This window comes from Psychrobacter sp. UBA2514, assembly GCF_002341255.1.
Taxonomy (GTDB): domain Bacteria; phylum Pseudomonadota; class Gammaproteobacteria; order Pseudomonadales; family Moraxellaceae; genus Psychrobacter; species Psychrobacter pacificensis.
Genome location: NZ_DDNS01000048.1, coordinates 104,641 through 129,680, shown reverse-complemented (window position 1 = coordinate 129,680; position 25,040 = coordinate 104,641). Strand labels below are relative to the sequence as shown.

At 46.1% G+C, this 25,040-nt stretch carries 24 protein-coding genes; 12 read left to right on the top strand and 12 right to left on the bottom strand.

Annotation, left to right across the window (positions count from 1 at the left end):
- Positions 1-9 precede the first annotated feature (9 nt).
- Positions 10-663 carry a DsbA family oxidoreductase gene (locus tag B3V51_RS11955; RefSeq protein WP_186473842.1) on the bottom strand — a complete coding sequence of 218 codons (654 nt, stop codon included), beginning with the start codon at positions 661-663 and terminating at the stop codon, positions 10-12.
- Positions 664-1,083: 420 nt separating this feature from the next.
- Between B3V51_RS11955 and nfsB the strand changes: the two genes are divergently transcribed.
- The 7 genes from nfsB (at position 1,084) to B3V51_RS11920 (ending at position 9,105) form a co-directional block, all read left to right on the top strand.
- Positions 1,084-1,698: an oxygen-insensitive NAD(P)H nitroreductase gene (nfsB, locus tag B3V51_RS11950; RefSeq protein ID WP_228724544.1), complete on the top strand. Its 615-nt coding sequence runs from the start codon at positions 1,084-1,086 to the stop codon at positions 1,696-1,698.
- Between the two features lie 625 nt (positions 1,699-2,323).
- Positions 2,324-2,980 carry a 2Fe-2S iron-sulfur cluster-binding protein gene (locus B3V51_RS11945; protein WP_286708484.1) on the top strand — a complete coding sequence of 219 codons (657 nt, stop codon included), beginning with the start codon at positions 2,324-2,326 and terminating at the stop codon, positions 2,978-2,980.
- Complete coding sequence (locus B3V51_RS11940) at positions 2,977-3,969, top strand: FAD binding domain-containing protein (RefSeq protein WP_071002181.1); 993 nt, start codon at positions 2,977-2,979, stop codon at positions 3,967-3,969. Before B3V51_RS11945 ends, B3V51_RS11940 begins: the two co-directional genes overlap by 4 nt.
- A 2-nt stretch (positions 3,970-3,971) precedes the next feature.
- Positions 3,972-6,395, top strand: coding sequence for a xanthine dehydrogenase family protein molybdopterin-binding subunit (locus B3V51_RS11935; protein WP_212564257.1), 2,424 nt, complete (start codon positions 3,972-3,974; stop codon positions 6,393-6,395).
- Positions 6,396-6,519: 124 nt separating this feature from the next.
- Positions 6,520-7,812, top strand: coding sequence for an XdhC family protein (locus B3V51_RS11930; protein ID WP_212564258.1), 1,293 nt, complete (start codon positions 6,520-6,522; stop codon positions 7,810-7,812).
- The gene (locus B3V51_RS11925) at positions 7,809-8,519 is read left to right on the top strand and encodes a nucleotidyltransferase family protein (RefSeq protein WP_071002178.1); all 711 of its coding nucleotides are present in this window, start codon (positions 7,809-7,811) and stop codon (positions 8,517-8,519) included. The genes B3V51_RS11930 and B3V51_RS11925 overlap by 4 nt, the downstream gene beginning before the upstream one ends.
- A gap of 25 nt (positions 8,520-8,544) precedes the next feature.
- Positions 8,545-9,105 (top strand): GNAT family N-acetyltransferase, encoded by a 561-nt coding sequence (locus B3V51_RS11920; RefSeq protein WP_414706386.1) that lies wholly within the window; start codon positions 8,545-8,547, stop codon positions 9,103-9,105.
- 53 nt (positions 9,106-9,158) lie between these two features.
- Here the strand turns inward: B3V51_RS11920 and B3V51_RS11915 are convergent, their stop codons facing one another.
- The 10 genes from B3V51_RS11915 to hutU all read right to left on the bottom strand — a co-directional run bounded on the left by B3V51_RS11915 (position 9,159) and on the right by hutU (position 19,310).
- The gene (locus B3V51_RS11915; protein ID WP_286708483.1) at positions 9,159-9,788 is read right to left on the bottom strand and encodes a class I SAM-dependent methyltransferase; all 630 of its coding nucleotides are present in this window, start codon (positions 9,786-9,788) and stop codon (positions 9,159-9,161) included.
- 373 nt (positions 9,789-10,161) lie between these two features.
- Entirely contained in the window at positions 10,162-10,776 is a 615-nt protein-coding gene (locus tag B3V51_RS11910) for a hypothetical protein (protein ID WP_186473855.1), read from the bottom strand.
- A 67-nt stretch (positions 10,777-10,843) separates the two neighbouring features.
- Complete coding sequence (locus B3V51_RS11905) at positions 10,844-11,473, bottom strand: hypothetical protein (RefSeq protein ID WP_212564260.1); 630 nt, start codon at positions 11,471-11,473, stop codon at positions 10,844-10,846.
- A gap of 99 nt (positions 11,474-11,572) precedes the next feature.
- Positions 11,573-12,322, bottom strand: coding sequence for a PhnD/SsuA/transferrin family substrate-binding protein (locus B3V51_RS11900; protein WP_212564261.1), 750 nt, complete (start codon positions 12,320-12,322; stop codon positions 11,573-11,575).
- A gap of 3 nt (positions 12,323-12,325) precedes the next feature.
- The gene (locus B3V51_RS11895; RefSeq protein ID WP_071002173.1) at positions 12,326-12,820 is read right to left on the bottom strand and encodes a PAS domain-containing protein; all 495 of its coding nucleotides are present in this window, start codon (positions 12,818-12,820) and stop codon (positions 12,326-12,328) included.
- A gap of 83 nt (positions 12,821-12,903) precedes the next feature.
- Entirely contained in the window at positions 12,904-13,266 is a 363-nt protein-coding gene (locus B3V51_RS11890; RefSeq protein WP_071002172.1) for a roadblock/LC7 domain-containing protein, read from the bottom strand.
- A gap of 243 nt (positions 13,267-13,509) precedes the next feature.
- Positions 13,510-14,835, bottom strand: a complete 1,326-nt coding sequence (hutI, locus tag B3V51_RS11885; protein ID WP_197496746.1) for an imidazolonepropionase — start codon at positions 14,833-14,835, stop codon at positions 13,510-13,512.
- 62 nt (positions 14,836-14,897) lie between these two features.
- Complete coding sequence (hutG, locus tag B3V51_RS11880) at positions 14,898-15,929, bottom strand: formimidoylglutamase (RefSeq protein ID WP_071003668.1); 1,032 nt, start codon at positions 15,927-15,929, stop codon at positions 14,898-14,900.
- A 42-nt stretch (positions 15,930-15,971) separates the two neighbouring features.
- On the bottom strand, positions 15,972-17,534 hold the full coding sequence (gene hutH, locus B3V51_RS11875) for a histidine ammonia-lyase (RefSeq protein ID WP_071002171.1): 1,563 nt from the start codon (positions 17,532-17,534) through the stop codon (positions 15,972-15,974).
- Positions 17,535-17,597: 63 nt separating this feature from the next.
- Positions 17,598-19,310, bottom strand: a complete 1,713-nt coding sequence (gene hutU / locus B3V51_RS11870) for a urocanate hydratase (RefSeq protein WP_284719614.1) — start codon at positions 19,308-19,310, stop codon at positions 17,598-17,600.
- 296 nt (positions 19,311-19,606) lie between these two features.
- Here hutU and B3V51_RS11865 point away from each other — a divergent pair, with 296 nt between their 5' ends.
- From B3V51_RS11865 to B3V51_RS11845, 5 genes are all read left to right on the top strand, one after another.
- Positions 19,607-20,350 (top strand): UTRA domain-containing protein, encoded by a 744-nt coding sequence (locus B3V51_RS11865; RefSeq protein ID WP_223333253.1) that lies wholly within the window; start codon positions 19,607-19,609, stop codon positions 20,348-20,350.
- Positions 20,351-20,692: 342 nt separating this feature from the next.
- A complete protein-coding gene (locus B3V51_RS11860; protein WP_277077548.1) occupies positions 20,693-21,529 on the top strand; it encodes an amino acid ABC transporter substrate-binding protein in 837 nt (278 codons plus the stop codon).
- A gap of 53 nt (positions 21,530-21,582) precedes the next feature.
- The gene (locus B3V51_RS11855) at positions 21,583-22,266 is read left to right on the top strand and encodes an amino acid ABC transporter permease (RefSeq protein WP_186475489.1); all 684 of its coding nucleotides are present in this window, start codon (positions 21,583-21,585) and stop codon (positions 22,264-22,266) included.
- A 59-nt stretch (positions 22,267-22,325) separates the two neighbouring features.
- On the top strand, positions 22,326-23,069 hold the full coding sequence (locus B3V51_RS11850; protein ID WP_071002166.1) for an amino acid ABC transporter ATP-binding protein: 744 nt from the start codon (positions 22,326-22,328) through the stop codon (positions 23,067-23,069).
- A 311-nt stretch (positions 23,070-23,380) separates the two neighbouring features.
- Positions 23,381-23,893 carry a hypothetical protein gene (locus B3V51_RS11845; protein WP_152978606.1) on the top strand — a complete coding sequence of 171 codons (513 nt, stop codon included), beginning with the start codon at positions 23,381-23,383 and terminating at the stop codon, positions 23,891-23,893.
- Positions 23,894-24,025: 132 nt separating this feature from the next.
- Here the strand turns inward: B3V51_RS11845 and B3V51_RS11840 are convergent, their stop codons facing one another.
- Positions 24,026-24,979 (bottom strand): DMT family transporter, encoded by a 954-nt coding sequence (locus B3V51_RS11840; RefSeq protein WP_186473863.1) that lies wholly within the window; start codon positions 24,977-24,979, stop codon positions 24,026-24,028.
- Positions 24,980-25,040 lie beyond the last annotated feature (61 nt).

Sequence of the window (25,040 nt, the reverse complement as noted above, 5' to 3'; positions counted from 1 at the left end):
ACAGACGGTTTAGTCAGTCATATTCGCCAATTGTTCTAATATGCTGACGTAATTTTCAACCCCTTGCGCACCGCTGACCAAATGGCGCTCGTTGAAGATAATCGCCGGCACACTTTGAATGCCTTGCTGCTGCCAATGCTGTTCTTCTGCTCGCACTTCTTTTGCAAAGAACTGACCCTCTAGCACTGCCAGTGCCTCACTACGATCCAGTCCAGTCTCAGCTGCAATGTCAGCAAGCACATTGATATCGGAGATGTTTCTGTTATCGGTAAAATGTGCCGCAAATAACGCTTGTTTTAACTCATGCATATATCCTTGCTGGTCTGCAAAATGCAGCAGCTGATGCAGATTAAATGTATTGTGCATGCGAGTGTCATCATTGAAATTAAATTCAAAGCCAACTTCCTGTCCAGCTTCAGTCATTCTGACTCGGCTAGCATCTGACTCTTCTTTAGTCGAGCCATACTTTTCGATAATGTGCTCACGCAAGTTTTGCCCCTCGCTTGGCATGTGAGGATTCAGCTCAAACGGATGCCAATGAATGGTGTGTGCGGTATTGGTTTGCTCAAGTGCTGCTGCCAGTTGGCGATAGCCGATGACGCACCAAGGGCAGACGACGTCTGAGACGATATCTATTCGGAGTGGTTTTTCTGATGTGCTCATATTTCCTCGCGGGTATTATTATTTATGTTTTGTTTGGGATGTATAGATAGAGGCATATCAGTTGGAATCAAGCAGATATACCTAGTTATCAGACAACTATAACTAGTTACCATGTATCAAGTCAGTTCATACTAAGAGAATGACTAAGTGATTACAATGTAGTCTGCGCAGTCGGCGTCGCCAATTCGGTAGCTCAATTGTATCTATTATCAGTAGGATAGCCGAAATTTTTGCAAAAACGGTCTAACAACTGACGCACTGATAACAAAACCCATGACTACTTAACCAATCTGCCGTGGTCACAAAACAGGTTTTTATTTAAAGTTGCTCCATTGAGATTAGCGATGATTATTTATAAATAACGCTAATAATAATAATTCAATAAACAATAAAAACTTAACACTCACTATAGTGTCATATATGAAAAATATCACTGAAGCAATGAAATGGCGTTACAGCACCAAAGACTTTGACACCAACAAAAAAATATCAGCAGAAGACTTTCAGAGTCTAAAAGATATCTTACGTCTCAGTCCGTCGAGCCCCAATATTCAGCCTTGGCATTTTGTGATTGCTGATGACGAAGCTGGGAAAGCTCGAATCGCTAAAGGCACAGAGGGCATGTATGAATTCAATGATGCCAAAGTAAAAGATGCCTCGCATGTCATTGTATTCTGTAGTCGTGTCTATGCCGATGACGAGTTTTTAGAAGGCTTGCTCGACAAAGAAGATGCCGATGGTCGCTTTGCAGAACCAAAGTTCCGAGAGCAAATGCATCAAACGCACAAAATGTTCTTGGACATTCGTCGTTATGAGCAAAAGGACGAGCCGCATTGGTTGATAGAGCAGTTGTATCTCAATATGGGTACATTACTACTAGGCGCTGCTACTTTGGGTATTGATGCTGTGCCGATGGAAGGCGCAGATTTAAAAGCACTTGATGAAGAGTTTGAGTTACGTAGTAAGGGCTATACCGCTGTTGCCGTGATATCGCTTGGCTACCGTAGTGAAGATGATTTTAATGCTGATGCCTAAGTCTCGATTTGACGAAAAAACAATCATCACTAAAGCCTAGTTTTAGGTGTTTGATTTGAAATGATCATTCTAAAGTAGCCTCATAATAGTCCTATAAACTTTCGTTTGTGGGGCTTTTCTTTATTGAAGTCTATTTAATATACTACCTTTTTCTAAAAAATAGATTGCCCACTTCACATAATATAGTCAATCCTAAATAAAACAGATACATTATATATCAAGGTGGAACTGGTCTAAATTTTCCTTGCGTGCTGTGCCTACGCAGACAGAGGTTGCGAAAAATTTATCCCAGTCCCACTGTATCGTTTTTATACTGAATTCACTATATATTGCTAAATCATATGGCCTGAATTTGAGTGCTTATATATAAAAATCAAGTGATACTAGCTAGCAGCGGATGGTTAGGCTAATTGAGGTAAATGATTATCAGTTAGCTTACAGCGATTGGTAGTACACACTTTCAGGTACTGCCTCGGATTAAAAACTACACTGCAACAACTACAAAATAAAAACAAAACAAGTTTTTTGGTACGCCATAATGGATTTATTGCCATGGATTTATTGCCGCCGTAGCTATAAGGCGCTTTTTTCACCCATCATATTCATCTGCCAGCGAGAAGCCAGCATGTCTACCTTGACGTTAACAATCAATAAGCAGGATTATCAGCTCGAGAATCTTGACGCCCGTACGACACTGCTCGACGTCTGTCGTCAACATTTACAAATTACTGGACCCAAAAAAGGCTGCGACCACGGCCAATGCGGCGCTTGTACCATGCTCATCAATGGTCGCCGAGTCAACTCTTGTCTCACACTTGCTATCATGCATGATGGTGATGAGATTACGACCATCGAAGGCATCGGTATGCCGGACTCACTATCGGCGCTGCAACAAGCCTTTAAAGATAACGATGCTTTTCAGTGCGGATATTGCACCCCAGGTCAAATTTGTTCAGCGACTGCCTTAATAGAAGAAGTAAAACAAAATTGGCCAAGCCATGTGAGCACAGACTTACAACATCCTGATAGCCTTCTGGTACAAGAAATCGCTGAGCGCATGAGTGGTAATGTCTGTCGCTGCTCCGCTTATCCCAATATCATCAAAGCCATCTCACAAGTGCTTGAGAATGAAGCATCAGCGTCTACTTCTAAAACAGTTGATAGCGCTGCGCAAAACTCAAGCGTAACAGGTATTTGGTCACCGCCGTCAAGCGAGGCTCAGTTCCATAAAGCCTCAGCGAATAACAAAACAATAACAGGCAAGGCAGGAGACCACTCATGAAACGTTTTGAATATAGCCGCGCTGATGCACCTAAGCAAGCCGCAACCTCTGCTAGCAGCAAAGACGCTTCTTTTATCGCAGGTGGTACCAACTTATTAGATCTCATGAAACTAGAGATCGAAACCCCAATCAAACTGGTCGATATCACTCGTTTAGAATTAGAGCAAGTAGAAACGACTGCCGATGGTGGTTTACGTATTGGTACGCTTGTGACCAATAGCGATTTGGCCGCGCATCCTGAGGTGATTGCAAACTATCCAGTATTGTCCCGAGCTATCTTGGCAGGAGCGACTGGTCAGCTACGTAACAGAGCGACAACGGGCGGCAACTTTTTACAGCGTACTCGTTGCTATTATTTTTATCAAACAGACAGCGCTTGTAATAAACGTGAACCGGGCACAGGATGTCCTGCTATCAACGGGGAGAACCGTACCCTAGCTGTCTTAGGTACCAGTGATTCATGTATTGCTCAGCACCCATCCGATATGGCAGTGGCAATGCGCTTACTGGATGCCACGATAGAGACAGTTAAAGCAGATGGCTCGACTCGCGCTATCGATGTGAAAGATTTTTATTGTTTGCCAAAAGACACGCCGCATATCGAAAATGTGCTAGAAGCAGGCGAGCTGATTACTCATGTTGTATTACCTGCCCCTATTAAGGGCATGCATACCTATGACAAAGTGCGTGATCGCGCTTCTTATGCCTTTGCACTGGTATCTTGTGCCGCAGTCATCGATGCTGACGACAATGGCAACCTAAAGACAGTACGATTGGCGTTCGGCGGCATCGGTACCAAGCCATGGCGTAATGAAGAGGTTGAGGCACTATTAATGGATACCGATGGCAATAGCGACGTTATCACGCAGGCCGCTGATCTATTATTGCATGATGCCAAAGGTAATGGTCAGAACGACTTTAAAATACCGTTGACGCGTCGCCTACTAAAACAAGTTATTCAGCGCGCATTAGCGGGCGAGGGAGCATAATCATGGCACTATTAGAATCAATCACCCAGTCAGAACCAACCAAAAAACTGACCATGGATGAGCCTGTTGAAACGCTATTTAGCACAACGGCAAGCAAGCTAGTTGGTAAGCCAATCAACCGTGTTGATGGTTCCCTAAAGGTTAGCGGTCAAGCGAAATACAGTGCCGAAATACACTTGGACAATCAAGCCTATGGTGTATTGGTAGGCGCGACCATTGCTAAAGGTCAAGTTGAGAGTATCGATAGTGACTCTCTAAAAGGCATTCCTAATATTATTAAAGTCGTGACCGATCCTGAGCACTTTTTGCGTAACTCTCAACAAGGGACAAAAACTAAAGCACCCAAGCAAGGGGTTAGCGAGATTTTTTATCATGGTCAGCCTATTGCTGTCGTGGTTGCTGAGACTTTTGAGGCGGCAAGAGAAGGCGCTAAAGCGCTGAAAGTGACTTATAAGGATGAGACTGACCAAGCGGCACTGAACTTTACCCAAGAGCTCTCTAACGCACATGCGGTAGATGAAAAAAAAGGCTCTGATAAAAATAATGTCCAAGGCGATCCAGACCAAGGCTTAGCTGATGCGGCAGTGACCGTTGATCGCTTTTATCATACCCCAAGTCAAAGCAACTCTCCGATGGAGCCCCATGCAACGTTGGCTCATTGGGAAGGCGATAAGCTCGTTCTGTATACTTCCAATCAGATGCTCGCTTCTTGCAAACAGCAAGTCATGGATGCTCTGGACCTAAATAAAGATCAAGTACAACTGATCGCATACTATGTGGGTGGTGGGTTCGGTAGTAAGCTCGGTATTGCTCCTGAATCTATTGCAGCGGCGATTGCTGCAAAAGATCTTGGCCGTCCGGTATTGATTACCATGACGCGTTCACAAGTGATGGAAGCAACGGTCAGACGCTCAAACACGCGTCAGCGTATCGCAATCGGCGCGAACAATGACGGCGTGATCGATACATTGATTCACGATACGATCTCTAGTAATTTGCCAGGTGAGGCTTTCTTTGAGCCAACTGCTCTATCTACGCACCATCTATATAGCGGCAAAAACCGCCGTGTGAATTATGAGATGGTAGACATGAACCAAGTGTTGTCAGGTTCTATGCGTGCGCCTGGCGAAGCGGTAGGTATGATCGCGCTTGAATGTGCCATGGATGAGCTTGCCACACAGTTGGAGATTGATCCGGTTGAACTACGCCGTCGTAATGAGCCAGAGCAAGATCCGAGTCAAAATATTCCTTTCTCAACGCGCCAATTGATTGCCTGTATGGAACAAGGTGCCAAGCATTTTGGTTGGAGTGAGCGAAACGCCAAGCCTGCCAGTCAATTAGAAGGTGACTGGTGGATAGGTACAGGCATGGCGGCGGCTGCCCGTGGTAACCAATTACAGCCATCTGAAGCACGTGCAACCCTACAGGTAGATGAGTCAAAAGCACTTGGTATCAAAGCAGTTATCGAGACAGACATGACAGACATCGGTACAGGGTCTTATACGGTGTTTTCTCAGGTAGCGGCAGACCTGTTAGGACTACCTATCGACCATGTTGAGATGAAACTAGGTGACAGTGCATTGCCACCAGCATCAGGCTCAGGTGGCAGTTTTGGTGCTGCGAGTGCGGGTAGTGGTGTCTATCTTGCTTGTGAGCAGCTGCGTGAAATGCTAGCAGAAAAAGTTGGTCTGTATCCTGACAACATTCAGTTAGACAATGGTCAAATCAAGAAAACAGGAGAGCATGCTTTAACGGCAATGGAAGCTGCCAAAAAGAGTGGCCAATCATTTGCTGACAGCACTATTGATAAGCTATCGCAAACCACAGGGCTTTCGCTATCAGGACAGTCAGCATCACAAGAGTATGATTTTGATAATACAGAGTATTATGCGCTTGCGGATGTGGTCGCTGACTATGATGAGCAAAAAATCACTGCCAAAGGCCAGATAAAACCGGGTAAGAACGGTAAGAGCCATCGCCAAGCCTCTTTTGGTGCGAACTTCGCTGAAGTGGCGGTTCATAAAGTCACTGGTGAGATTCGGGTGAAACGTATGACAGGTGCATTTGCCGCTGGTCGTATTCTGAACCACAAAACTGCAACGTCGCAATGCTATGGCGGTATGGTGTTCGGTATTGGCTCAGCGTTGATGGAAGAAGTGATTCATGACAAACGTGACGGTCGTCTCTGTAACCATGACCTTGCCGAGTATCATGTGCCAGTTAATGCGGACGTACCGCAGTTAGATGTCATATTGGTAGAAGAAGATGATCCTTATACCAATCCAATGCACATCAAAGGTATCGGTGAGACGGCTATTGCAGGTGCTGCTGCCGCGATTGCCAATGCTATCTATAATGCGGTCGGTGTGCGTGTTTATGACTTCCCGATTACCCTCGACAAGCTGCTTTATGAGATGCCAGAGTAGTTTTATCAGCTTATGTATGACAAGAACCCGCTTACTGAGCGGGTTTTTGTAACTGAGTCGGTAGTATATTTTATTACTAGCAAAAAATTCACTAACAAAAAACAATTATTAAATAAGAGGCATTATGAATCAAGTCGCTGACATTCTGAAGCTGGCAAGCGAGGCTCAGCAGCAAGGTGTTGATGCTGTATTGGCTACTGTCGTTCATACAGAAGGCTCAGCGTATCGCCGTGCTGGTGCCATGATGCTCATCTGTGATGACGGTCGTTCGGTCGGAATGATCAGCGGTGGCTGCTTGGAGCCCCACATCATCAAACGTGCCTTTTGGCTCACGCGTGACGGTGCCAATGTGCAGGTTTATCAGACAGGTGATGACATTGAGTACGCTGATAATGGTCAAGCGCAGGTAGCGATCAACAAAGAAGCTGGCGATACAGACGATCTAGACGACTTGGATGGCCTAGATGACATGGACTTTGATGAGTTGAATTTTGGGCTTGGCTGTAATGGACGTGTGCATGTGCTGTTTGAGCGTCTGGCAACAGCCGCACCATTTTTAGAGTCAGTTCGTCAGGTGCGACGTCATCAGCAGCCAGTTATGGTCGCTACTTTGATTCGCAACAACGGTTGTCAGAATACCGAGTTGCAAGTTGGCCTGCGTATCAATCTAGACGAATATCACAATTCGGAAAATTCACTAGAACAAGAGATAATAAACCCTTCGAATATAATTGCCGATATTGTAGAAAAGTTAGCAGAGTACGAGCTGTCTGAGAGCAATACTGAATACGTGACCATAAAAACGGACGAGGCAACCACCGAGTGGCTCGTACAACGCCTGCAACCACAAGTGCGCCTGCTCGTTTGCGGGGCAGGTAATGATGTGATGCCATTGGTGACCATGGCCAAGCTACAAGATTGGCATGTCACGGTCATAGACAGTCGCGCGCAATATGCGACTCGTATGCGCTTTCCTCAGGCAGATGCAGTGATGTCATTATCTTTAGAGGATAGTGATACCCTGCTAAAGCTGAGTAATAACGCAGCGGTCGCTCTTATGTCACATAGTCTGACCCAAGACCGCGCTCGCTTGGCGATATTGCTAGCACATGCGCAAAACTATAGATACTTAGGACAGTTAGGGCCGCGCTATCGTACCGAACGCTTAATCAATGAGATAAGCGCTAACATGGATCATCCTGCTATCTTGGATACTGGCGTTCAAAAACTGCATTATCCGATTGGCTATAAGCTAGGAGGAGATGGTCCAGAGGCACTCGCACTGGGTATCATGGCACAGATAAATGCAGTCATGCACGATCAAACTGCATCAGTAGAAGGCTCCTACAGTAGGGTCTCGAATTCAGAAGCAAGCGTTGGTAATACGGATGCTGATATTGTGCCGAGTACCGTATGAGTAGTATCGTCTTAGAAGACAAGGACAGACAGGTGCAAAATCATGCGGTCATCATATTGGCAAGTGGCCTCAGTCAGCGCCTTGGCCAACCTAAGCAGCTGCTCGTTAAGAATGGCGAGCTATTAATCGTGCACATGATCCGATCGGCAGTGAGCACCAATCCGCAAGCCGTTATCGTTGTGATTCCTGATAAGCATCCTGCAGTTGCTAGTGTAGTTACAGAGTTGGCTGTGCAATATCCAGCGGTTCAAGCGGTAGTAAACCCAAAACCTGAAACTGGTATGGCGGACAGTTTGCGTTTGGGTATTGAGAGTATTGCGAGTCTTGGAAATTCGTCAATCGAGCGCGTGCTTATCATAGGGGTTGATCAGGTTCTATTAGATCAGTCGCATTTAATGGCTTTGCTGGCTGGTGAACAGTCTGTGGTAGCCAGCAGTTATCATAGCTGGACGTATTCAGATGAATTAAGCGCTACAGAGCAAAAAAATATCATCGGCTTACCGCTAGTGATTGATACAGGTTTACTCAGACAATGGCAAACTGAATTGACAGGTGATAAAGGCTTGCGTCATTTAATCAGAGCATTACCGCCAAGCCAAATACATACAGTGATCAATAAGCAGCTCAGTTATGATATCGATACACCAGCACAGCTAGCGTTTGCTCAAAAAAAAGGCTGGCTTGATCAGCACTCTGAACGAATATGAATAGTAAGCGACTGACATGACAAGCATGATAGCAACCAAGCGTCTCTACCTAAGACAGTGGCAAGCAAGTGATCGTGCGCGGTTTGCCGAGATGAATGCTGATCCTAAAGTGATGGCATATTTTCCTAAACTATTAACCCCTGCATTGAGTAATACCATTGCCAATAAGTGTCAAAAATTAATTGAAGAGCATGGCTGGGGATTTTGGGTGGTGGCTCGTAAAGATGGCGCAGATAAAAGTGATGACTTTATCGGTATGGTTGGGTTAAATAACGCGCATGCTGATATGCCCTTTGCCCCTGCTGTCGAGATTGGTTGGCGTTTGCACAAGGATTATTGGGGGCTAGGCTATGCCACCGAGGCGGCGCGTGCAGCGCTGGATTTTGCGTTTACCGAGCTGGCACTTGAGGACGTGGTGTCATTTACGGCGGTCATCAATCAGCGCTCGCAAAAGCTTATGCAGCGTCTTGGTATGACTGATACGCAGGACAACTTCTCTCATCCGATGCTCGATGCTGATCATCGACTGGCTGAGCATGTTCTATATAAAATCACGCGTCAGCAGTGGCAAGCCCTTATAGTATAACGGACTCTATTTATATCATACGGCCGATCTTGAAAGCGTCAAAATATGCCCCCTTAAACAAACGGCAACGCTAGATAAGCGGTGTTTTGAGGTTTGACGTGCTGACTGCTAAAGCCAAACTCAATCATCTTATTGGTTAGCTTGTTTTTACGCCCGCGTCCAGGGTCAACGACGATGACTTCACAGGTTGGCAGCGCATGACGTTCGATAAACCCAGCCAATATCCCAATATGTTGGTCTACGTAGAGCAAGTCACTGCCGATAATGATATCAAACCTACCAAGATGGCTGTTATCCTCTGACCAGTCTAAACGCTCAAAATTGATGCCTCTGTTATTATTTAGCGTGGTATTTCTATCAAGGAAATACTCAACGGTCGGATGATAGTCGGTCGCTGTGATGTCTGCTTGTCTATGATTGAGCAATAGACTCGATAGCGCCATGCCGCAGCCCACCTCCAAAATTCGTTTGTCCTTAATATCGTAATCAAGCATGTGATTGGCCAGCACCAAGCTTGATGGCCATATCTCCTCAAACATCGGCCAAGAAGCAGAGCAAATGCCCAAGTTTAATGCCTCATCATCAGGATCGCTAAATTGCTGATTGTCACGCAGGGTGCAAACGTCGGTGTTGCCAATTTCGATCGTTTGATAGTGCACGCGCACAGTGGTCAGCGAAGTCATAAACTGTCCTAAAAAACAAGCAAAAGTGCAAAGGTTGGCAAAGATTGCCGCTTTCGGTGAGGTAGGGCATACAAAGGTGGGCGTGCATCTTGGATATAGTATTGACTGTGATTTGGTAGAGGTTGTTATTTGACAAAAACACATGTTGTCAAAACAGTACTCTTAAAGGTGCAAAAAGAGTATGACCTAAATGATGACAAGTTATTGTTAATTCTGAAGGTATTGTTATTGCTGGATAAAAGGGCTGGTGAAAGCGGACGGTAAAAGAAGCGTATGAGAGATGTTGAATGGCTTTTATGCTGGCATGATAGGCTTGTCGTTTATTTTGACAAGCCCATACAAGAGAGGATTAAGGCTGGCGTGTGCTGCTGAATCAATTTAGAAATTTGAGTCCAGAGGTCTTGAGCGCCCAGACCAGCTCTACAAAGGCGCGACTGTTGGTTAAGGGTTCGCCATCGATGATGAGTACATAACCTGCGCCATCGATCCATAAAAACACAAAGCTGGTTTCAGGTATGAGCAAGTCAACTTGCTGAAAAAACGAGATCGCTTGGCTTTCTACTGCCCAGCCGCGCTGCTTTTGGCGCAGCATAAAGCCGGAAAAGTCAGCGGCGGCAACACTGAGCATGTCCGCTTCTTCTTGACTATAACCAATCCGAGCCAGACAAAACCCTTCATCAGAGCCAATCGCGGCACGGCGTTTGCCAGATAAGCTCGCGACTACGTAAGGCAAAAACTGATCCAATGGTAGATTGGGCGCTGGCAAAAGCAAAGACAGTTTTTCGATCCAGCCGTGTTCTATAAAGCTTTGTAGCCATATATCAGAATAACGCTGTAACCAATCAGCGGCGAGTAGTGTCTGCCCATAAGACAATAAATCTTGTAGCGCCAACTGCTCGTCAGTCGGCTCATTCTGTGAAAACGCCTCAAAAATACCAGCAGGCGTTAATGTTAGATAGGTCTTATCGGCATTCAAATAAGAAGACATAGCGGCTACCTTAGCGATGAAAAAGTGGTAAAAAGTGATAGAAGTTAAGTTATAAACGCATGACAGTTTATGGTGGCGTGGTAGGCTTGATGGTCTGATCCAAATGCTGTTGGCAGTTATCCCAGCGTTGATCAAATTGCCAATCACTTTTGCCCAAGCTAAACCATACTAAGGAAAATGCCAGACGATCATTACGCACAGTACAATAGGCAAAAAACTCATTTTCAATTTGCTCAAGCGTGCCCCAGTCTTGGCTAGCACGTGCTTGCAGCAGCTCAGCGGTGATGTCTCTTGCGATCTCTCTGGCGTCATCACTACTGATACGCAAGCGTTGCTTTTGCTCATTGAGCGAAGGCGATACCAAAACGCTCCAGCGAGTGGCGAGCATACTGTTGCGCTGAATATAGCTTTTTTTATCAATACAATCGCGAAACCCTTGCTTGGCCTCAGGGGTCAAACGGTCTTTGATACGCGTAAACAAATTATTGACATCGTATGGAATGTCAAACCAGCACCCATAGAAAAAATCTGCTACCGCGCCCTGTAGGGGTTCTTTTTCGGTGAGTAATAAGGCGGCGTTGATGCGCTGCTCATGAAAGTGACGGTTGTTGGGTGCCAAAAACACTTTGCGTGAATAAAACCGAAAGACTCGGTGCGCCACTTTCTCGTTTTCTTTGATCAGGTCTGAGTCAGACATAATGGTCTCCTTGTGTCATAGCCGTGACGACAACCAGTGCCTCAGGCTATGAGCTCATTCAGCAAAACAACCTCTGATAATATGAGTGTCAATGAGTCATCAATCCAGCAATGTCTGCATCAAATCAATCATAAATTCAGCATCCTCTTCACTCATTGCCTCAAACCCTTCAGGCATACCAAGCTCAGTTAAGGCTTCTTTTCCATCATCATCGCTATGCAAATCCAGGATGGCTTCTATAAAAATTTGCGCATCTGGAAAGTCGTCTTTGATGAGAAGGACGTGGCTTATGTCTGCCAGATCACTTTCAATCAATACTGAGAGCTGAGCTTTGGTCAAGCGTGAGAAGCTGTGAAAGATCTCCGCCAAGAAAAACGCCGCTTGGGCATCGCCTTTGATGACTTTGCGAGCAGCTGCTTGATAGGTCTCAGTGATATCCCAGTTGAGGTCAGATTCTTCTATATCGACAGCTTCGAGCAAACGCAAACCGATCAGCTTGACGTCTCGATTGTCTGCCATCGCAACGGTTGCGCCTTTATGGATATCTTCTAAGTGATTGATGTCGCTATTGGCCGCCGCGGCAATGACCATCTCATCAGATTTGCCAATGGGACGAGCAACTGCACGGTAGCCTTGCTCACGGATGAGGGCAGCGGCATCAAAAGGGTTGGCGTAGATAATTTGAATAACACCTGCCTCAATCAAGGTCTCTTGCTCAGCATGTGAGGCTGGGATATTGAGGTGCATGTTTAGGTTGGCACGTTTTTGAATCAGCGTATTGAACATGTGCCAGCCAGCAAAGCGCTCAGGCGAAAAATCAGGGGCGATTAACATATTGTGTGTCGTCATGATTTAGCCTTCCTCATCTTGTTTCATTTGGGCGTACTGAGCCATTGCCGCTTCGATTTTACTGCGTGATGGCTTACGGCGTACTGAAGTGTATCCTACAGTTTCGCCGCGGCGAACATTGGGCACGACCGTGGCATATACCCAGTAGTGACTGCCGTCTTTGCATAAATTTTTGACATAGCCATGCCACTTCTTTCCAGCTTTTGCTGTGTCCCACAAGTCTTGATAAGCCGCTTTTGGCATATCAGGATGACGCAGAATATAGTGCTGTTGACCGATGAGCTCATCGACGTGGTAGCCACTAATCTCAACAAAGGCGTCGTTGACGTGAGTGATAATACCGTCTAAATCGGTACGCGAGACAATGAGCTTACCATCTGGGTAGGGACGCTCTACACCTGTATCATAGACAGTTCGAGAGGTGCCATCATGATAGGTCAGGGTGATTTGCTCAGCAGGCAGGTCAGGCTTGTGTGCATCAGGGATTGGAGAACCCATGGTCATCTCCTTCGTTGGTCGTTATATTTATAATGAGTAAAATCGAGTACATAGGGCACTCGTCAAAAAGCCAAAGCCACCAATCAAATGAGTTTTGCTAGGGCTTCTGAGGCGCGCTTGATGTCCAAGAATATCAAACCAAGCTTGGCATTGGGTTTTGCCATGATAGTGAGTACCGCTTCATCGCCTGATGACGTCATGATTACGTAGCCCATCTCGCCTTGAATCATGATGCGATCGATACTACCGCGTGCCAATTCGCGGCCTGCACGGTCGCCTAATGATAGCAGTGCTGCTGACATCGCACCCACACGATCTTCATCAACGCCAGTTGGTAGAGCTGAGGCAATCATCAGACCATCGTTAGAGATTAGGGCAGATGCTTCAACATCTGCTGATGAGCTGTTTAAGTCTTCCAATATCTGTTGAAATGAATCTGTACGCATATCGCTTTCTCTATACTGTGTGTTAATTTTTATTTATGAACTATAGTTAGCCAAAAATAACCCTGTTTGAAAAAGGGTATTATAAATCCTTACTAAAAATATTGATATAGTAAATCCCTATTTAAACTAAGGTTATGATAAGTTTTTTCTGCTATTTCATAAAACTTGCAATGTAACGACCAAAAAGCCCCCATCATTCAATGATAGGGGCTTTTTTAGTGACGATAAATCAAGGCGTATTCGTTAAGCTTTATTACGCCATTGACCTTGAAACATAGTGCCTGCAATAGGGTTCAGTCCCATCTGATAGGCCAAATCAGCAGGGCGGGCGATGTCCCATAGTGCTAAATCAGCATCACAGCCCACTTCTATTTTGCCTTTATTAGATAGACCCAAAGCCTTGGCTGCATAAACGGTTGATCCTGCCAATACCTCTTCAGGCGTGAGGTAAAACAGCGTACAGCCCATATTCATTGCCAACAACAGCGATGTCAAAGGTGATGTACCGGGGTTGCAATCGGTTGAAATCGCTATAGGAACTTGATGCTTGCGAAGTGCCTCAATCGGTGGCAGCTTGGTGTCACGCAAGGTATAAAACGCTCCGGGCAATATCACCGCAACCGTGTTGCTAGCAGCCATTTTCTCTATGTCAGTTTCTGATAAATGTTCTAAATGGTCGCTAGATAGCCCTTTGTATTCGGCAACTAAAGCGCTACCGCCGATGTCAGATAACTGCTCAGCGTGTAGTTTGACCGGCAGGTCTAAGGAGCGTGCAACCTCAAAAACGTGTCTAATCTGATCGCTACTAAACGCAATGTTTTCACAAAAGCCATCGACCGCATCAACCAAGCCTTCTGCATGCAGGATTGGTAGCCACTCACAGACTTGCTCGATATAGTCGTCCGCACGGTCCTGCATATGGGACTTATATTCAGGTGGTAAGGCGTGCGCTGCAAGATACGTGGTGCTGACGTGGATGTCGTATTTTTCGCCAAGCTGGCGTGCGACGGTGAGCATTTTGCGCTCAGTATCTAAGTCAAGACCATAACCTGATTTGATTTCGATGCTGGTGACGCCTTCTTTCATCAGCGCAAGTAGGCGCTTTTCACTTTGGGTAAATAGCGATTCAATACTGGCCGTGCGGGTGGCACTCACGGTTGCGACAATACCGCCGCCTTGTGCTGCGATGTCTTGGTAACTGGCCCCTTGCAAACGCGCTTCGAATTCATTGCTGCGGTTGCCACCATAGACAATGTGCGTATGACAATCGATAAGCCCAGGCGTTAGCCATTTGCCATCGGCGTCTGTGATTTGGTTCTCGTGATAATGTGGCAGATGCGTCGTGATTTGCTCTTGTGCCCCAATCCATGCAATCTTGCCGTCTTTAATACCGATAGCCGCGCTCTCTAGCTGACCGTATGGGACGTTATTAGTATCTGAATTTTCATAAAGATTAAAACCATAGTGCGCTGAAAACGTCGCAATATTGGCATTGATAATAAGGTGGTCAAACGATGTCATAGTAGATTCGTCGAGCGTCTGCTCTTTAAAATTTTCTGATTCATTCATAGTATGCTCCTAATAATTGGGAGGCGAGCGATCTTTGTTTGCAAGACCTTTGCTTGTAAGATCTAAGTGACAAGTAAGTGCTGTTCTACAATCGTTGCCAGCAATCGAGCAGCGACTTTGCAGCTACGACTATCCACATCAAAGGTTGGGTTGATCTCAGCAATATCTGCCATTTTTACTTTGCCTGATGACACAATCAGCTTGACCATACGCTCAACAAAACCAAGCTCAATACCAAAAGCAGCAGGCGCACTGACACCCGGAACGATACTAGAGGGGAGACAGTCCATATCAATAGTGAGATAAATAATATCAACCTGATCTATGAAGCTTTTGACCTGCTCGGCAATGGTGTCCCAAGGCTTATAATGACAGTCTTCATCACTAATAACCTGTACGCCAAGTTGCTCAGCGCGATCAAAGAGCGCGGCGGTATTAGAAAAGCGACTGACGCCAATACAGCAATAATGAAAGGGCTGATCGTGTGCGTCAAGATGCTCGGCAATCTGGCGAAACGGTGTACCAGAAGTCGCCACATCAGACTGACGAATATCAAGATGGGCATCGAAATTAATAATCCCGATAGTAGGCGCTGTGTTTGTGCTGATAGTTGTATCGTTTGCCTTTTCTAAGGCCTGCCATAATCCCAAAAAGCTACCATAAGCAATGGCATGACCACCGCCAAGCCCGATGGGTAATCCACCTTGCTTGACGATAGTGCTCACTGCATCGGCATATTTGATCTGAGCTTGCTCAAGAATACTGTCGGCAAAGCCATCATTGTCATCACAATGAATGTCGCCAGCATCACCCAATAAGGTTGATAATTGACTATCAAAGCGTTGTTGCAAATCAGCGATGACTGGCAGCGTAGCAAAAGCTCGACGAATCAATGGCGGGGCAGCTCTAGCACCCACGCGTCCTTGATTGCGTCTGACGCCTTGATCACAGGCAAAGCCAATTAGCCCAATATGTTGAGCCTCATAAGGCTGAGCAAGCTGATACCAATAACGGGCGCGTGCAGTCTCAAACGGCTCTGCGCGTCCTGTCCACTGAGTCATATCAGCAGGTGTATGGCAAATGGGTGTGGTCATGTTTGTGACTGCCATCATGGCTCTCCTTTTACCAGCCAATGCTTATTTAGACTCGTACCAGTTCTGACGTAGTTCTTGCCAATGCTCAGCAAGTGTACCGTCTAGTACTAACTGCTTGGCCGCTTCGATATCAGGGGCGAGGTAGCGATCTTTATCATAGAACGTCACTTTCTCACGTAGTTTTTGATGTGCCACAGTCAACGGCTCTGATGTCTCGAGTCCTCGATGAAAATCAATACCTTGACCAGCAGCCAGTAGCTCAATACCTATGATAGTCGCAGTGTTTTGCGCCATCTCATATAGGCGGCGTGCGCAATAGGTAGCCATGGATACATGGTCTTCTTGGTTGGCAGAGGTTGGGATGCTATCGACGCTACCTGGATGGGCGATAGATTTGTTTTCTGAAGCCAGTGCAGCAGCGGTCACATGCGCAATCATAAAGCCTGAGTTGACCCCAGCGTTATCGACTAGGAATGGTGGCAGACCACCTGACAAAGTTGCATCGATCAGCAAAGCGACACGGCGCTCAGACATCGAGCCAATCTCAGCGATAGCCAATGCTAAAATATCCGCGGCAAAAGCGACTGGCTCAGCATGGAAGTTACCACCTGATATGGCGACCGGACCATCTTCATTATTAAAGATAAGCGGATTGTCTGTTACCGCATTAGATTCGATGAGCAGCGTTTTCCCTGCTTGGTTGATGATATCAAGACAAGCACCCATGACTTGTGGCTGACAGCGTAAGCAATAAGGGTCTTGAACGCGATCATCTTGTTCGCCATCGTGCGAGGCACGGATAGCACTGCCTTTGATCAGTTGACGGTGTGCTTTGGCGATCTCTATTTGACCATGATGACCGCGTACTTCGTGAATACGCGCATCAAATGGTGAATCTGAGCCTTTGGCGGCATCAATTGACAGTGAGCCGACGATAGTAGCAGTCTCAAGTAAATCACGCGCTAAGAAATAACCACGTAATGCTAGCGCAGTTGAGACTTGCGTACCGTTGATAAGCGCAAGGCCTTCTTTGGCTGCCAATGTGATTGGCTCAAGTCCATGCTTTGCTAGGGCATCAGCAGCTGGCACTTTTTTACCAGCGACAAACACATCACCTTCACCCATCATCGCAAGTGTCATATGTGATAGTGGCGCTAAGTCACCAGAGGCACCAACTGAGCCTTTGGCTGGGATATTTGGGGTGATTTGATTGTTGATTAAACCAAGTAAACTATCTACCACCTCGCGACGTACGCCAGACACACCTTGTGCTAGGCTAGCAACTTTCATCACCATAATCAGGCGCACCACGCCCTCTGGTAGCGCGTCACCTGTACCTACCGAGTGAGAAATGATTAGGTTACGCTGTAGCAGCTCAAGCTGGTCATCACTGATGCGGGTTTTGGCAAGCAGACCAAAGCCGGTGTTAATGCCGTAGGCGCTCTTATCACGCTCAATAATGGTTTTGACATTGTTATGCGAGGCGTCAATCGCCTCATACGCACTCTCAGGCAAGCTCAATACCACGGGCTGATCGTAGATGTCGCGTAGCATCTTGAAGCTAAGCTGGCGTGGATGTAGGGTAAGTTGTTTGATGTTGCTCATAAGGGTAATCCTAGTTGCATAGTCATATAAGTGTTTGTTTTTATAATATTAAGGTAGTTCAAACTATTTGATCATTGGCAGATTTAAACCATAATCTTTCGCTGTCTTAATCGCCAACTCATAACCTGCATCGGCATGACGCATAACGCCTGAACCGCAGTCATTGACCAATACGCGTGACAAGCGTTTGGCTGCGGCATCTGTACCGTCCGCCACGATGACCATGCCTGAATGCTGCGAGTAGCCCATGCCGACACCGCCGCCATGATGTAGTGATACCCACGTTGCGCCGCCTGCGACATTGAGCATGCCGTTTAATAGTGCCCAGTCAGATACCGCATCTGAGCCGTCTTTCATGCTTTCGGTCTCGCGGTTGGGGCTGGCGACCGAGCCCGTGTCGAGGTGGTCACGACCGATAACGATTGGGCCTTTTAGCTCACCGTTTTTGACCATCTCATTAAATGCCAAACCTGCTTTGTCACGCTCGCCCAGACCCAACCAGCAGATACGTGCAGGCAAGCCTTGGAACTGAATACGCTCTTTTGCCATATCGAGCCAGCGATGGACGTGGGTGTTTTCTGGGAACAGCTCTTTGATTTTTTGATCGGTCTTATAGATGTCTTCTGGATCACCTGAGAGCGCCACCCAGCGGAATGGGCCTTTGCCTTGGCAAAACAGCGGACGAATATAAGCAGGGACAAAACCGGGGAAATTAAAGGCATCCTCAACCCCTTCATCAAACGCCACCTGGCGGATATTATTACCGTAATCGGTCGCTGGAATATCCATCGCTTGCAAGTCTAAAATCGCTTGGACGTGTACGGCACAAGATTGAGCAGCGGCTTTGGTGAGAGCTGCATGTTGCTCTGGATCTTCTTGAGCGGACCTCCATTCTTCAACAGTCCAGCCGCTTGGTAGATAGCCATTGATCAGGTCGTGCGCTGAGGTTTGATCGGTCACCAAATCAGGTTTGATGTCTCCTTCACGAGCGCGCTTAACGATTTCAGGCAAGATATCTGCAGCGTTACCAAGTAGCGCGATAGAGATCGCCTCGCCTGCTTTGGTATGCTGCTCAATCAATTCATAAGCATGGTCGAGATCGCGCGCTTGCTTATCGACATAACCCGTGCGCAAACGGAAATCGATGCTTGATTGCTGGCATTCGATGTTCAATGAGGTTGCGCCTGCAAAGGTTGCGGCTAGTGGCTGCGCACCGCCCATACCGCCAAGACCTGCGGTCAAAATCCAACGACCCGCCCAGCTGCCATTATAGTGCTGACGACCTGCTTCGACAAAAGTCTCGTATGTACCTTGGACAATGCCTTGCGTACCGATATAAATCCAGCTACCTGCCGTCATCTGACCGTACATAAATAAGTCTTTGCGATCGAGCTCATTGAAGTGCTCCCATGTCGCCCAGCGTGGTACTAGGTTAGAGTTGGCAATCAATACGCGCGGTGCGTTCTCATGAGTTTGAAACACGCCCACAGGCTTGCCTGATTGTACGAGTAAGGTTTCGTCATCTTCTAATTCTTTGAGCGACTCTAGGATTTGATCATAGCTCTCCCAGTTACGCGCGGCGCGTCCAATACCACCGTATACCACAAGGCTTTTTGGGTTTTCTGCTACATCAGGATGTAGGTTGTTTTGCAGCATGCGATACGGCGCTTCGGTCAGCCAGCTTTTACAGTGCAACGTGCTGCCAGTAGGGGCGGCGATATCGCGAGACTCATCACGGCGGGTAAGTTTTTTGTTGGTTCCGTTTTCAGTAGTCATGGTCATATCCTTGTGGTAGCTCATAGGGCGATAAAATAATAAGAGTAAGTGTTTTATAGGCAGTCTATAAAGGCATCGAAATATAGAGTAGCTAGATCAAGATTTTTAGAATTGCTATAAATTGTATATACAAATTATCAAAGATGCTTTTTTCATGCAAGGATTTTTGATAAAAATTAGAATTAATGAAAAAAAGAGCATAACTGATAGAATGATATGAATAAAAGTTCGCATGATTGTCGTGATATTATGGCGCTACTCTTATTTATTAGCGGAACTGACGGTTTAAAACAAATATGACAAAAACGATTCCGGCGTATCAGCGGATTAAAAATGCGATATTAGACAATATTCACTCTGGCAAATGGCAAGCGGGCAGTGCGATCTCTACAGAAATGGCACTGGCGACAGAGTTTGGTGTCTCACGGATGACGGTGAATCGCGCGCTCAAAGAGCTAAGCGAAGAGCGTGTATTGGAGCGGCGTCAAGGCTCAGGAACCTTTGTCGCGCAGCAGAAATTCAACCATACCTTTGTAGAAGTGCGTAATATCGCAGAGGATCTCAAATCTGCCAATCGCGATTATGAAGCAAAAGTGGTGAGTAAGCGCGCGGTGACTGCTGCTATGCTCGATGATGAGTTGCGCCGTAAGTTTGGTATTGATGAAATGGCTACCGTGACTCATACAGACGCTAGTGATACGCCCGTTTTATACGAGGTGAAAATCATTCACGTTGCAGATGGTCAGCCCATACAATTCGAAGAGCGCTGGGTTGATGCCAAAAAAGTGCCACATTTTATTGATCAGGATTTTACCGTGGTTAATACCAGTGATTATCTGGTTGCCAAAATACCGCTAGAGAGTGGCAGCTACACCATACGTGCGCTTGCAGCACCAAACGAGGTGGCAGATGCGTTGCAGATTGCGCCGCAGTCGCCGACATTGGTATTGCGTCGCCAGACTTATTCAGCTGGTCAAGTCGTCACCTTTGTCAAGATGTGGCATGCAGGAGATCGCTATCAATTCTCGGGTGAGTTGTAGTTTTGCGCTAATGGCGGTCATTACCTGACGCACGCTCACGGAGTTTGTACGCTTTTTTATCTAAAGTAAGATATTATATTTATGAGCAGCGATTGATCCAGTAGCAACTATGAACGTCTGATCGGCTGCCTATTGAATGATCATACGCTATAAAAATTCGAAAATAACAGGGTCGCAGCATTGAAAAATATGCTGACTAACCTCAAATCGAGCAACCAAAGCCGAATGTTGCAGGGCGATTATTATATTGCCCTCTTGTATCGGCTTTTCCCTATTTATTGGCGCTAACTGTTTTCATGTAAACCCTTTTATCTCATTTATCTACTTTTATAAGGACGTCTTATGAAACGTCGTACTCTTTTAGCCCTTGCTGCTAGTACTGTTTTGCTTGCCGCTTGTGGTCAGTCTAATACTAATGAAGCTGACACTACTGCCACTGACACTGCGTCAACAGGCGGTTCTGATTTGCTGCAACGTATCAATAACGGCGGCACGATTAACGTCGGTACAGAGGGTACGTACCCTCCATTTACCTATCATGATGAGAGTGGCAAGCTGACAGGTTATGACGTCGAAGTGACTCGCGCAGTCGCGGACAAACTGGGCGTTGATGTTGAGTTTAAAGAGACTCAGTGGGATGCGATGCTAGCAGGTTTGGATTCAAAACGCTTTGATATGGTAGCCAACCAAGTCAGCTTAACGACGCCTGAGCGTCAAGCCAAATATGACAAATCCATGGCTTATAGCTGGTCAGGCGCGGTTGCATTGGCACCGACTGATGACAACCGTTATAGCTCTTGGGATGACCTAAAAGGCTTACGTACGGCTCAATCACTCAGCAGTAACTACGGCGAGCTGGCAGAAAAATACGGCGCAGAAATCGTCCCTGTCGATGGTATGGCGCAAGCGATTCAATTGGTGAAGCAAGACCGCGCTGACTTTACAATGAATGACAATCTAGCCGTGCTTGATTATCTCAAAAAATTCCCAGATTCTGATCTTGAGATCAAACTGACAGCCCCACCAAGTGAACAAACAGGCTCAGGTCTCGTGCTTATCAAAGGCAACGATGAAGTGGTGGCAAAATTGGATGAAGCAATGGCCGCACTCGCTGCTGATGGTACACTCACCAAACTTAGCGAAGAGTTCTTTGGTGCTGATGTAAGTCAGCAGAAGTAATGTTGGCTTCTATCACGTCTGTGCTTGCTGACTTATTGGCATTATTGCCATTTATGAGTCCTGATCGAGCACAGATTGTCATCTCGTCGTTTTGGCCAATGCTCAAAGGCGGTATCTATTATTCGATACCGCTGGCGCTGATCTCGTTTTCTATCGGTATGGCCATTGCCCTGACCGTCGCATTGATTCGAATCGTACCGCGTACTGGTTGGTTCCATGAGATCATTTATCGCTTGGCTCGTATCTATGTATCTGCGATTCGTGGTACACCGATGCTGGTTCAGCTGTTTATTATTTTCTACGGTTTACCAAGTGTAGGCGTCAAGCTCGATCCGTTTCCTTCAGCGATCATTGCATTCTCGCTCAATATTGGTGCGTATGCATCAGAGACGGTGCGCGCCTCGATTTTGTCGATTCCAAAAGGGCAATGGGAAGCGGGTTCAACGGTTGGCTTGACGTATTTACAGACATTTCGTCATGTGATTTTACCGCAAGCGCTGCGCGTGTCAGTGCCGCCATTGTCTAATACTTTTATCAGCTTGGTAAAAGACACTTCACTTGCATCACTGGTATTGGTCACTGAGCTGTTTAAACAAGCGCAGATCATCACAGCTCGTAACTATGAATTTATGCTGGTGTATACCGAAGCGGCGATTATTTATTGGGGTATCTGTCTGTTCTTGACCTTTATCCAAGGCAAGCTTGAAACGCGCCTTGATCGTTATGTAGCAAAATAAGCTACGTAGTAAAATAAGTTATGGCTCAATAGACACGCCCTAGCACAACAGGAATTTTTATGATCAAAGTCACTAATATTCATAAAGCCTTTGGTGGCAATCAGGTACTAAAAGGCATCGACTTGACCATCAATAAAGGTAAGGTGGTGGTCATATTAGGACCCTCAGGCTCGGGTAAAACCACGTTTTTGCGCTGTCTCAATGCGCTGGAGATTCCTGATAAAGGGGTCATTGCATTCGATGATGACAGCCTAAAAGTTGACTTTGCAACTAAGCCAAGCAAAAAAACGCTGCTCGCTTTGCAGCGCAAATCAGGCATGGTATTTCAGTCTTATAATTTGTTTCCGCACAAGACTGCGATCGAAAATCTCATGCTCGGTCCGATAGTGGTACAAGGTAAAAACAAGGCTGAGATGCGTAAAGACGCGCTGGTATTGCTTGAAAAAGTCGGACTGGCGGACAAAGCTGAGCTGTACCCGTTCCAGCTATCGGGTGGTCAGCAGCAGCGTATTGGCATCGCCCGTGCGCTGGCGATTGAGCCTGATCTGCTATTGTTTGATGAGCCAACGTCTGCACTAGATCCAGAGCTGGTACAAGATGTGCTTGAGACGATGAAGCAGTTGGCGTCAGAAGGCTGGACGATGGTGGTGGTCACTCACGAAATCAACTTTGCCCGTGATGTGGCAGATCACGTGGTCTTGATCGAAGACGGTGTCGTTGTCGAAGAGGGCAGCGCTAAGCAGCTGTTTGAAGACTCAACGCATCCGCGGACGCAGGCATTTTTGCAGCGTATCGAGCAGTAAGCGATTTATATCGTTGCAATATGTTTAGTTGGAAAGAAGCCCATTGAGGGCTTTTTTTGTGTGTATAATTTGAGTTTGACGGTTTGGGGTAAATTTTACGTAGCCTCTGTCAGCGGAGATACAGCAAGCGAGAAAAATACCTTTTTTAAAAGCCAAGTCGGTAAGGTTAAGAATACATATACTCATACTTGACTATTCTAAGCATCATAGCCACCTTAACAAAATAGTAATATATTAAAACTTTTTTTTATTTATATTGATGTTTTAATAAAGTTAAAAACACTCTTAACCTAGTGCTTAAAGGAGCTGGTTTGAATATTCGTAACGTATCAATTTTCTTTTGCGTTTTGTTGACTGCTTGTCAAGTTACAACCTCTCCTTCGAAAGACATGAAAGTAGCAAAGGACTATTCTCAAAGTACTATGCCTTTAGTTCATTACTCTTCTACTAGTGGTCAGGGTTTATTTTATACTTACCCTTTCAATTTTTCCGATCTCAATGAGAGTGAAATTTTACAAGGTGTAAATGTACAGCTTAAATACGAAAATGAATGTATTTATTTCCAGTATGGCCCACACAAAGCCGTACCGCTGCTACCATACGGGGTTTCGAGCTGGGATAAAAAGAATCAGACTTTAAAATATTTTAATGTCATTTACCAAGTAGGCGATACTATAAGCGCTGGAGGGACTCTAACTTCTAAAGATAATCCTAACGGCTATATTCTAAAAGGCTTAAAAACCACACCTTCAGATAAGTGCAACTTGGATAAGATCTTAGTTTTATTTGGATTGCCAGATGGAAGAGCGTTGCATGATAAATAGTTCTAATTCATAGATTATAAATGATCATTTTAATTTAACTTGAAGTTTATACCATTAATCAAGCCTATCTATTGCGTCGTTTTTTAATCCAAATTTGGCTATCGCACCCTGCCAGACAACCAAATAATAAGGCTAGACCGTTTGCCGTCTTTTAAGCCAGCGAGGAACGCGCGTGGTCGTGCCATTGACCACTGCATTTAACAACGCCGCCAGCAAAATCAGTGTCACGCCCAGATATTGAATCCAAGACAAAGCTTGATGTAGCAGTATCATTGCCAGCGCAATCGCCGTCAACGGCTCAAAAATCGTAAAAACAGACGCACGAGAGGCGGGCAGCTTCTCTAATGCTTTCATATAAAGGCCAAAGGGCACGACAGTACCCAAGAGCGATAGTCCTAATACATAACCCCAAGTCGATAACGGCAAGGTAACTAGCTGCGCGTACGTCTGATACGTTTCAGGCAGTAGTAGCAGCCCGCACGCGCTGATGACCACAGAGGTAAAAAACACCAAAGGAGCTGGATGCGCGTCATGCATCGCGCGCTTACCGAGTACGCCGTATAGTGAGTAGCACATCCCTGCTGCCAATCCGAGCAAAACACCCCAATTGACCTCCGCTTGCTCACCCAGCATCGTCAACCCAACCCCAAAAACCGCCATGAATGCCAGCGCGATAGATTTTCGCGTAATGGACTCACTGAGCAAAAACTTTGAGAATAACAAGCTAAACACAGGCGCGGTATAAAGCAAAGCCACCGCAGGGCCCGCGCCAACATAACTGACAGCAAAAAAATAGCAGACGGACATCCCCAGCACACCAATCAAGGACTGAAGTGCTAGCCCAAACCACTGCTTGGGTCGTAGTTTGATCAGCTGTGGCCATAGGGTCGGTAGCATGGCTAAGATAATCACTGCTGCCGTCACAATGCGTAATATCGTGACTTGCCAACCACTAAAGCCCATTTGATTGAGGTAGGTTGAGAATATCCCAAGCGTCCCCCAGCAGGTTGCCGCGGTGATGATTTGGACAATGCCCATCCATGACTGATGCGAGTGTATCGCCGCTGTACTGTCGATATTTGCCATAATGGTTTCTTCTTACGATCTAAATGACATTGGGCTATAGTCAATCAATATTAAAAGTGGT

Bases quoted from the DNA above. Each gene is read 5' to 3' on its own strand.
- B3V51_RS11945 (WP_286708484.1), top strand. From the start codon at position 2,324: ATGTCTACCTTGACGTTAACAATCAATAAGCAGGATTATCAGCTCGAG.
- B3V51_RS11900 (WP_212564261.1), bottom strand. From the start codon at position 12,322: ATGACGACACACAATATGTTAATCGCCCCTGATTTTTCGCCTGAGCGC.
- B3V51_RS11930 (WP_212564258.1), top strand. From the start codon at position 6,520: ATGAATCAAGTCGCTGACATTCTGAAGCTGGCAAGCGAGGCTCAGCAG.
- B3V51_RS11890 (WP_071002172.1), bottom strand. From the start codon at position 13,266: ATGCGTACAGATTCATTTCAACAGATATTGGAAGACTTAAACAGCTCA.
- hutH (WP_071002171.1), bottom strand. From the start codon at position 17,534: ATGAGCAACATCAAACAACTTACCCTACATCCACGCCAGCTTAGCTTC.
- B3V51_RS11920 (WP_414706386.1), top strand. From the start codon at position 8,545: ATGATAGCAACCAAGCGTCTCTACCTAAGACAGTGGCAAGCAAGTGAT.
- B3V51_RS11910 (WP_186473855.1), bottom strand. From the start codon at position 10,776: ATGTCTTCTTATTTGAATGCCGATAAGACCTATCTAACATTAACGCCT.
- B3V51_RS11935 (WP_212564257.1), top strand. From the start codon at position 3,972: ATGGCACTATTAGAATCAATCACCCAGTCAGAACCAACCAAAAAACTG.
- B3V51_RS11905 (WP_212564260.1), bottom strand. From the start codon at position 11,473: ATGTCTGACTCAGACCTGATCAAAGAAAACGAGAAAGTGGCGCACCGA.
- B3V51_RS11940 (WP_071002181.1), top strand. From the start codon at position 2,977: ATGAAACGTTTTGAATATAGCCGCGCTGATGCACCTAAGCAAGCCGCA.
- B3V51_RS11855 (WP_186475489.1), top strand. From the start codon at position 21,583: ATGAGTCCTGATCGAGCACAGATTGTCATCTCGTCGTTTTGGCCAATG.
- B3V51_RS11895 (WP_071002173.1), bottom strand. From the start codon at position 12,820: ATGGGTTCTCCAATCCCTGATGCACACAAGCCTGACCTGCCTGCTGAG.
- B3V51_RS11860 (WP_277077548.1), top strand. From the start codon at position 20,693: ATGAAACGTCGTACTCTTTTAGCCCTTGCTGCTAGTACTGTTTTGCTT.
- B3V51_RS11865 (WP_223333253.1), top strand. From the start codon at position 19,607: ATGACAAAAACGATTCCGGCGTATCAGCGGATTAAAAATGCGATATTA.
- B3V51_RS11915 (WP_286708483.1), bottom strand. From the start codon at position 9,788: ATGACTTCGCTGACCACTGTGCGCGTGCACTATCAAACGATCGAAATT.
- hutU (WP_284719614.1), bottom strand. From the start codon at position 19,310: ATGACTACTGAAAACGGAACCAACAAAAAACTTACCCGCCGTGATGAG.
- B3V51_RS11840 (WP_186473863.1), bottom strand. From the start codon at position 24,979: ATGGCAAATATCGACAGTACAGCGGCGATACACTCGCATCAGTCATGG.
- hutI (WP_197496746.1), bottom strand. From the start codon at position 14,835: ATGAATGAATCAGAAAATTTTAAAGAGCAGACGCTCGACGAATCTACT.
- B3V51_RS11850 (WP_071002166.1), top strand. From the start codon at position 22,326: ATGATCAAAGTCACTAATATTCATAAAGCCTTTGGTGGCAATCAGGTA.
- hutG (WP_071003668.1), bottom strand. From the start codon at position 15,929: ATGACCACACCCATTTGCCATACACCTGCTGATATGACTCAGTGGACA.
- B3V51_RS11925 (WP_071002178.1), top strand. From the start codon at position 7,809: ATGAGTAGTATCGTCTTAGAAGACAAGGACAGACAGGTGCAAAATCAT.
- nfsB (WP_228724544.1), top strand. From the start codon at position 1,084: ATGAAAAATATCACTGAAGCAATGAAATGGCGTTACAGCACCAAAGAC.
- B3V51_RS11955 (WP_186473842.1), bottom strand. From the start codon at position 663: ATGAGCACATCAGAAAAACCACTCCGAATAGATATCGTCTCAGACGTC.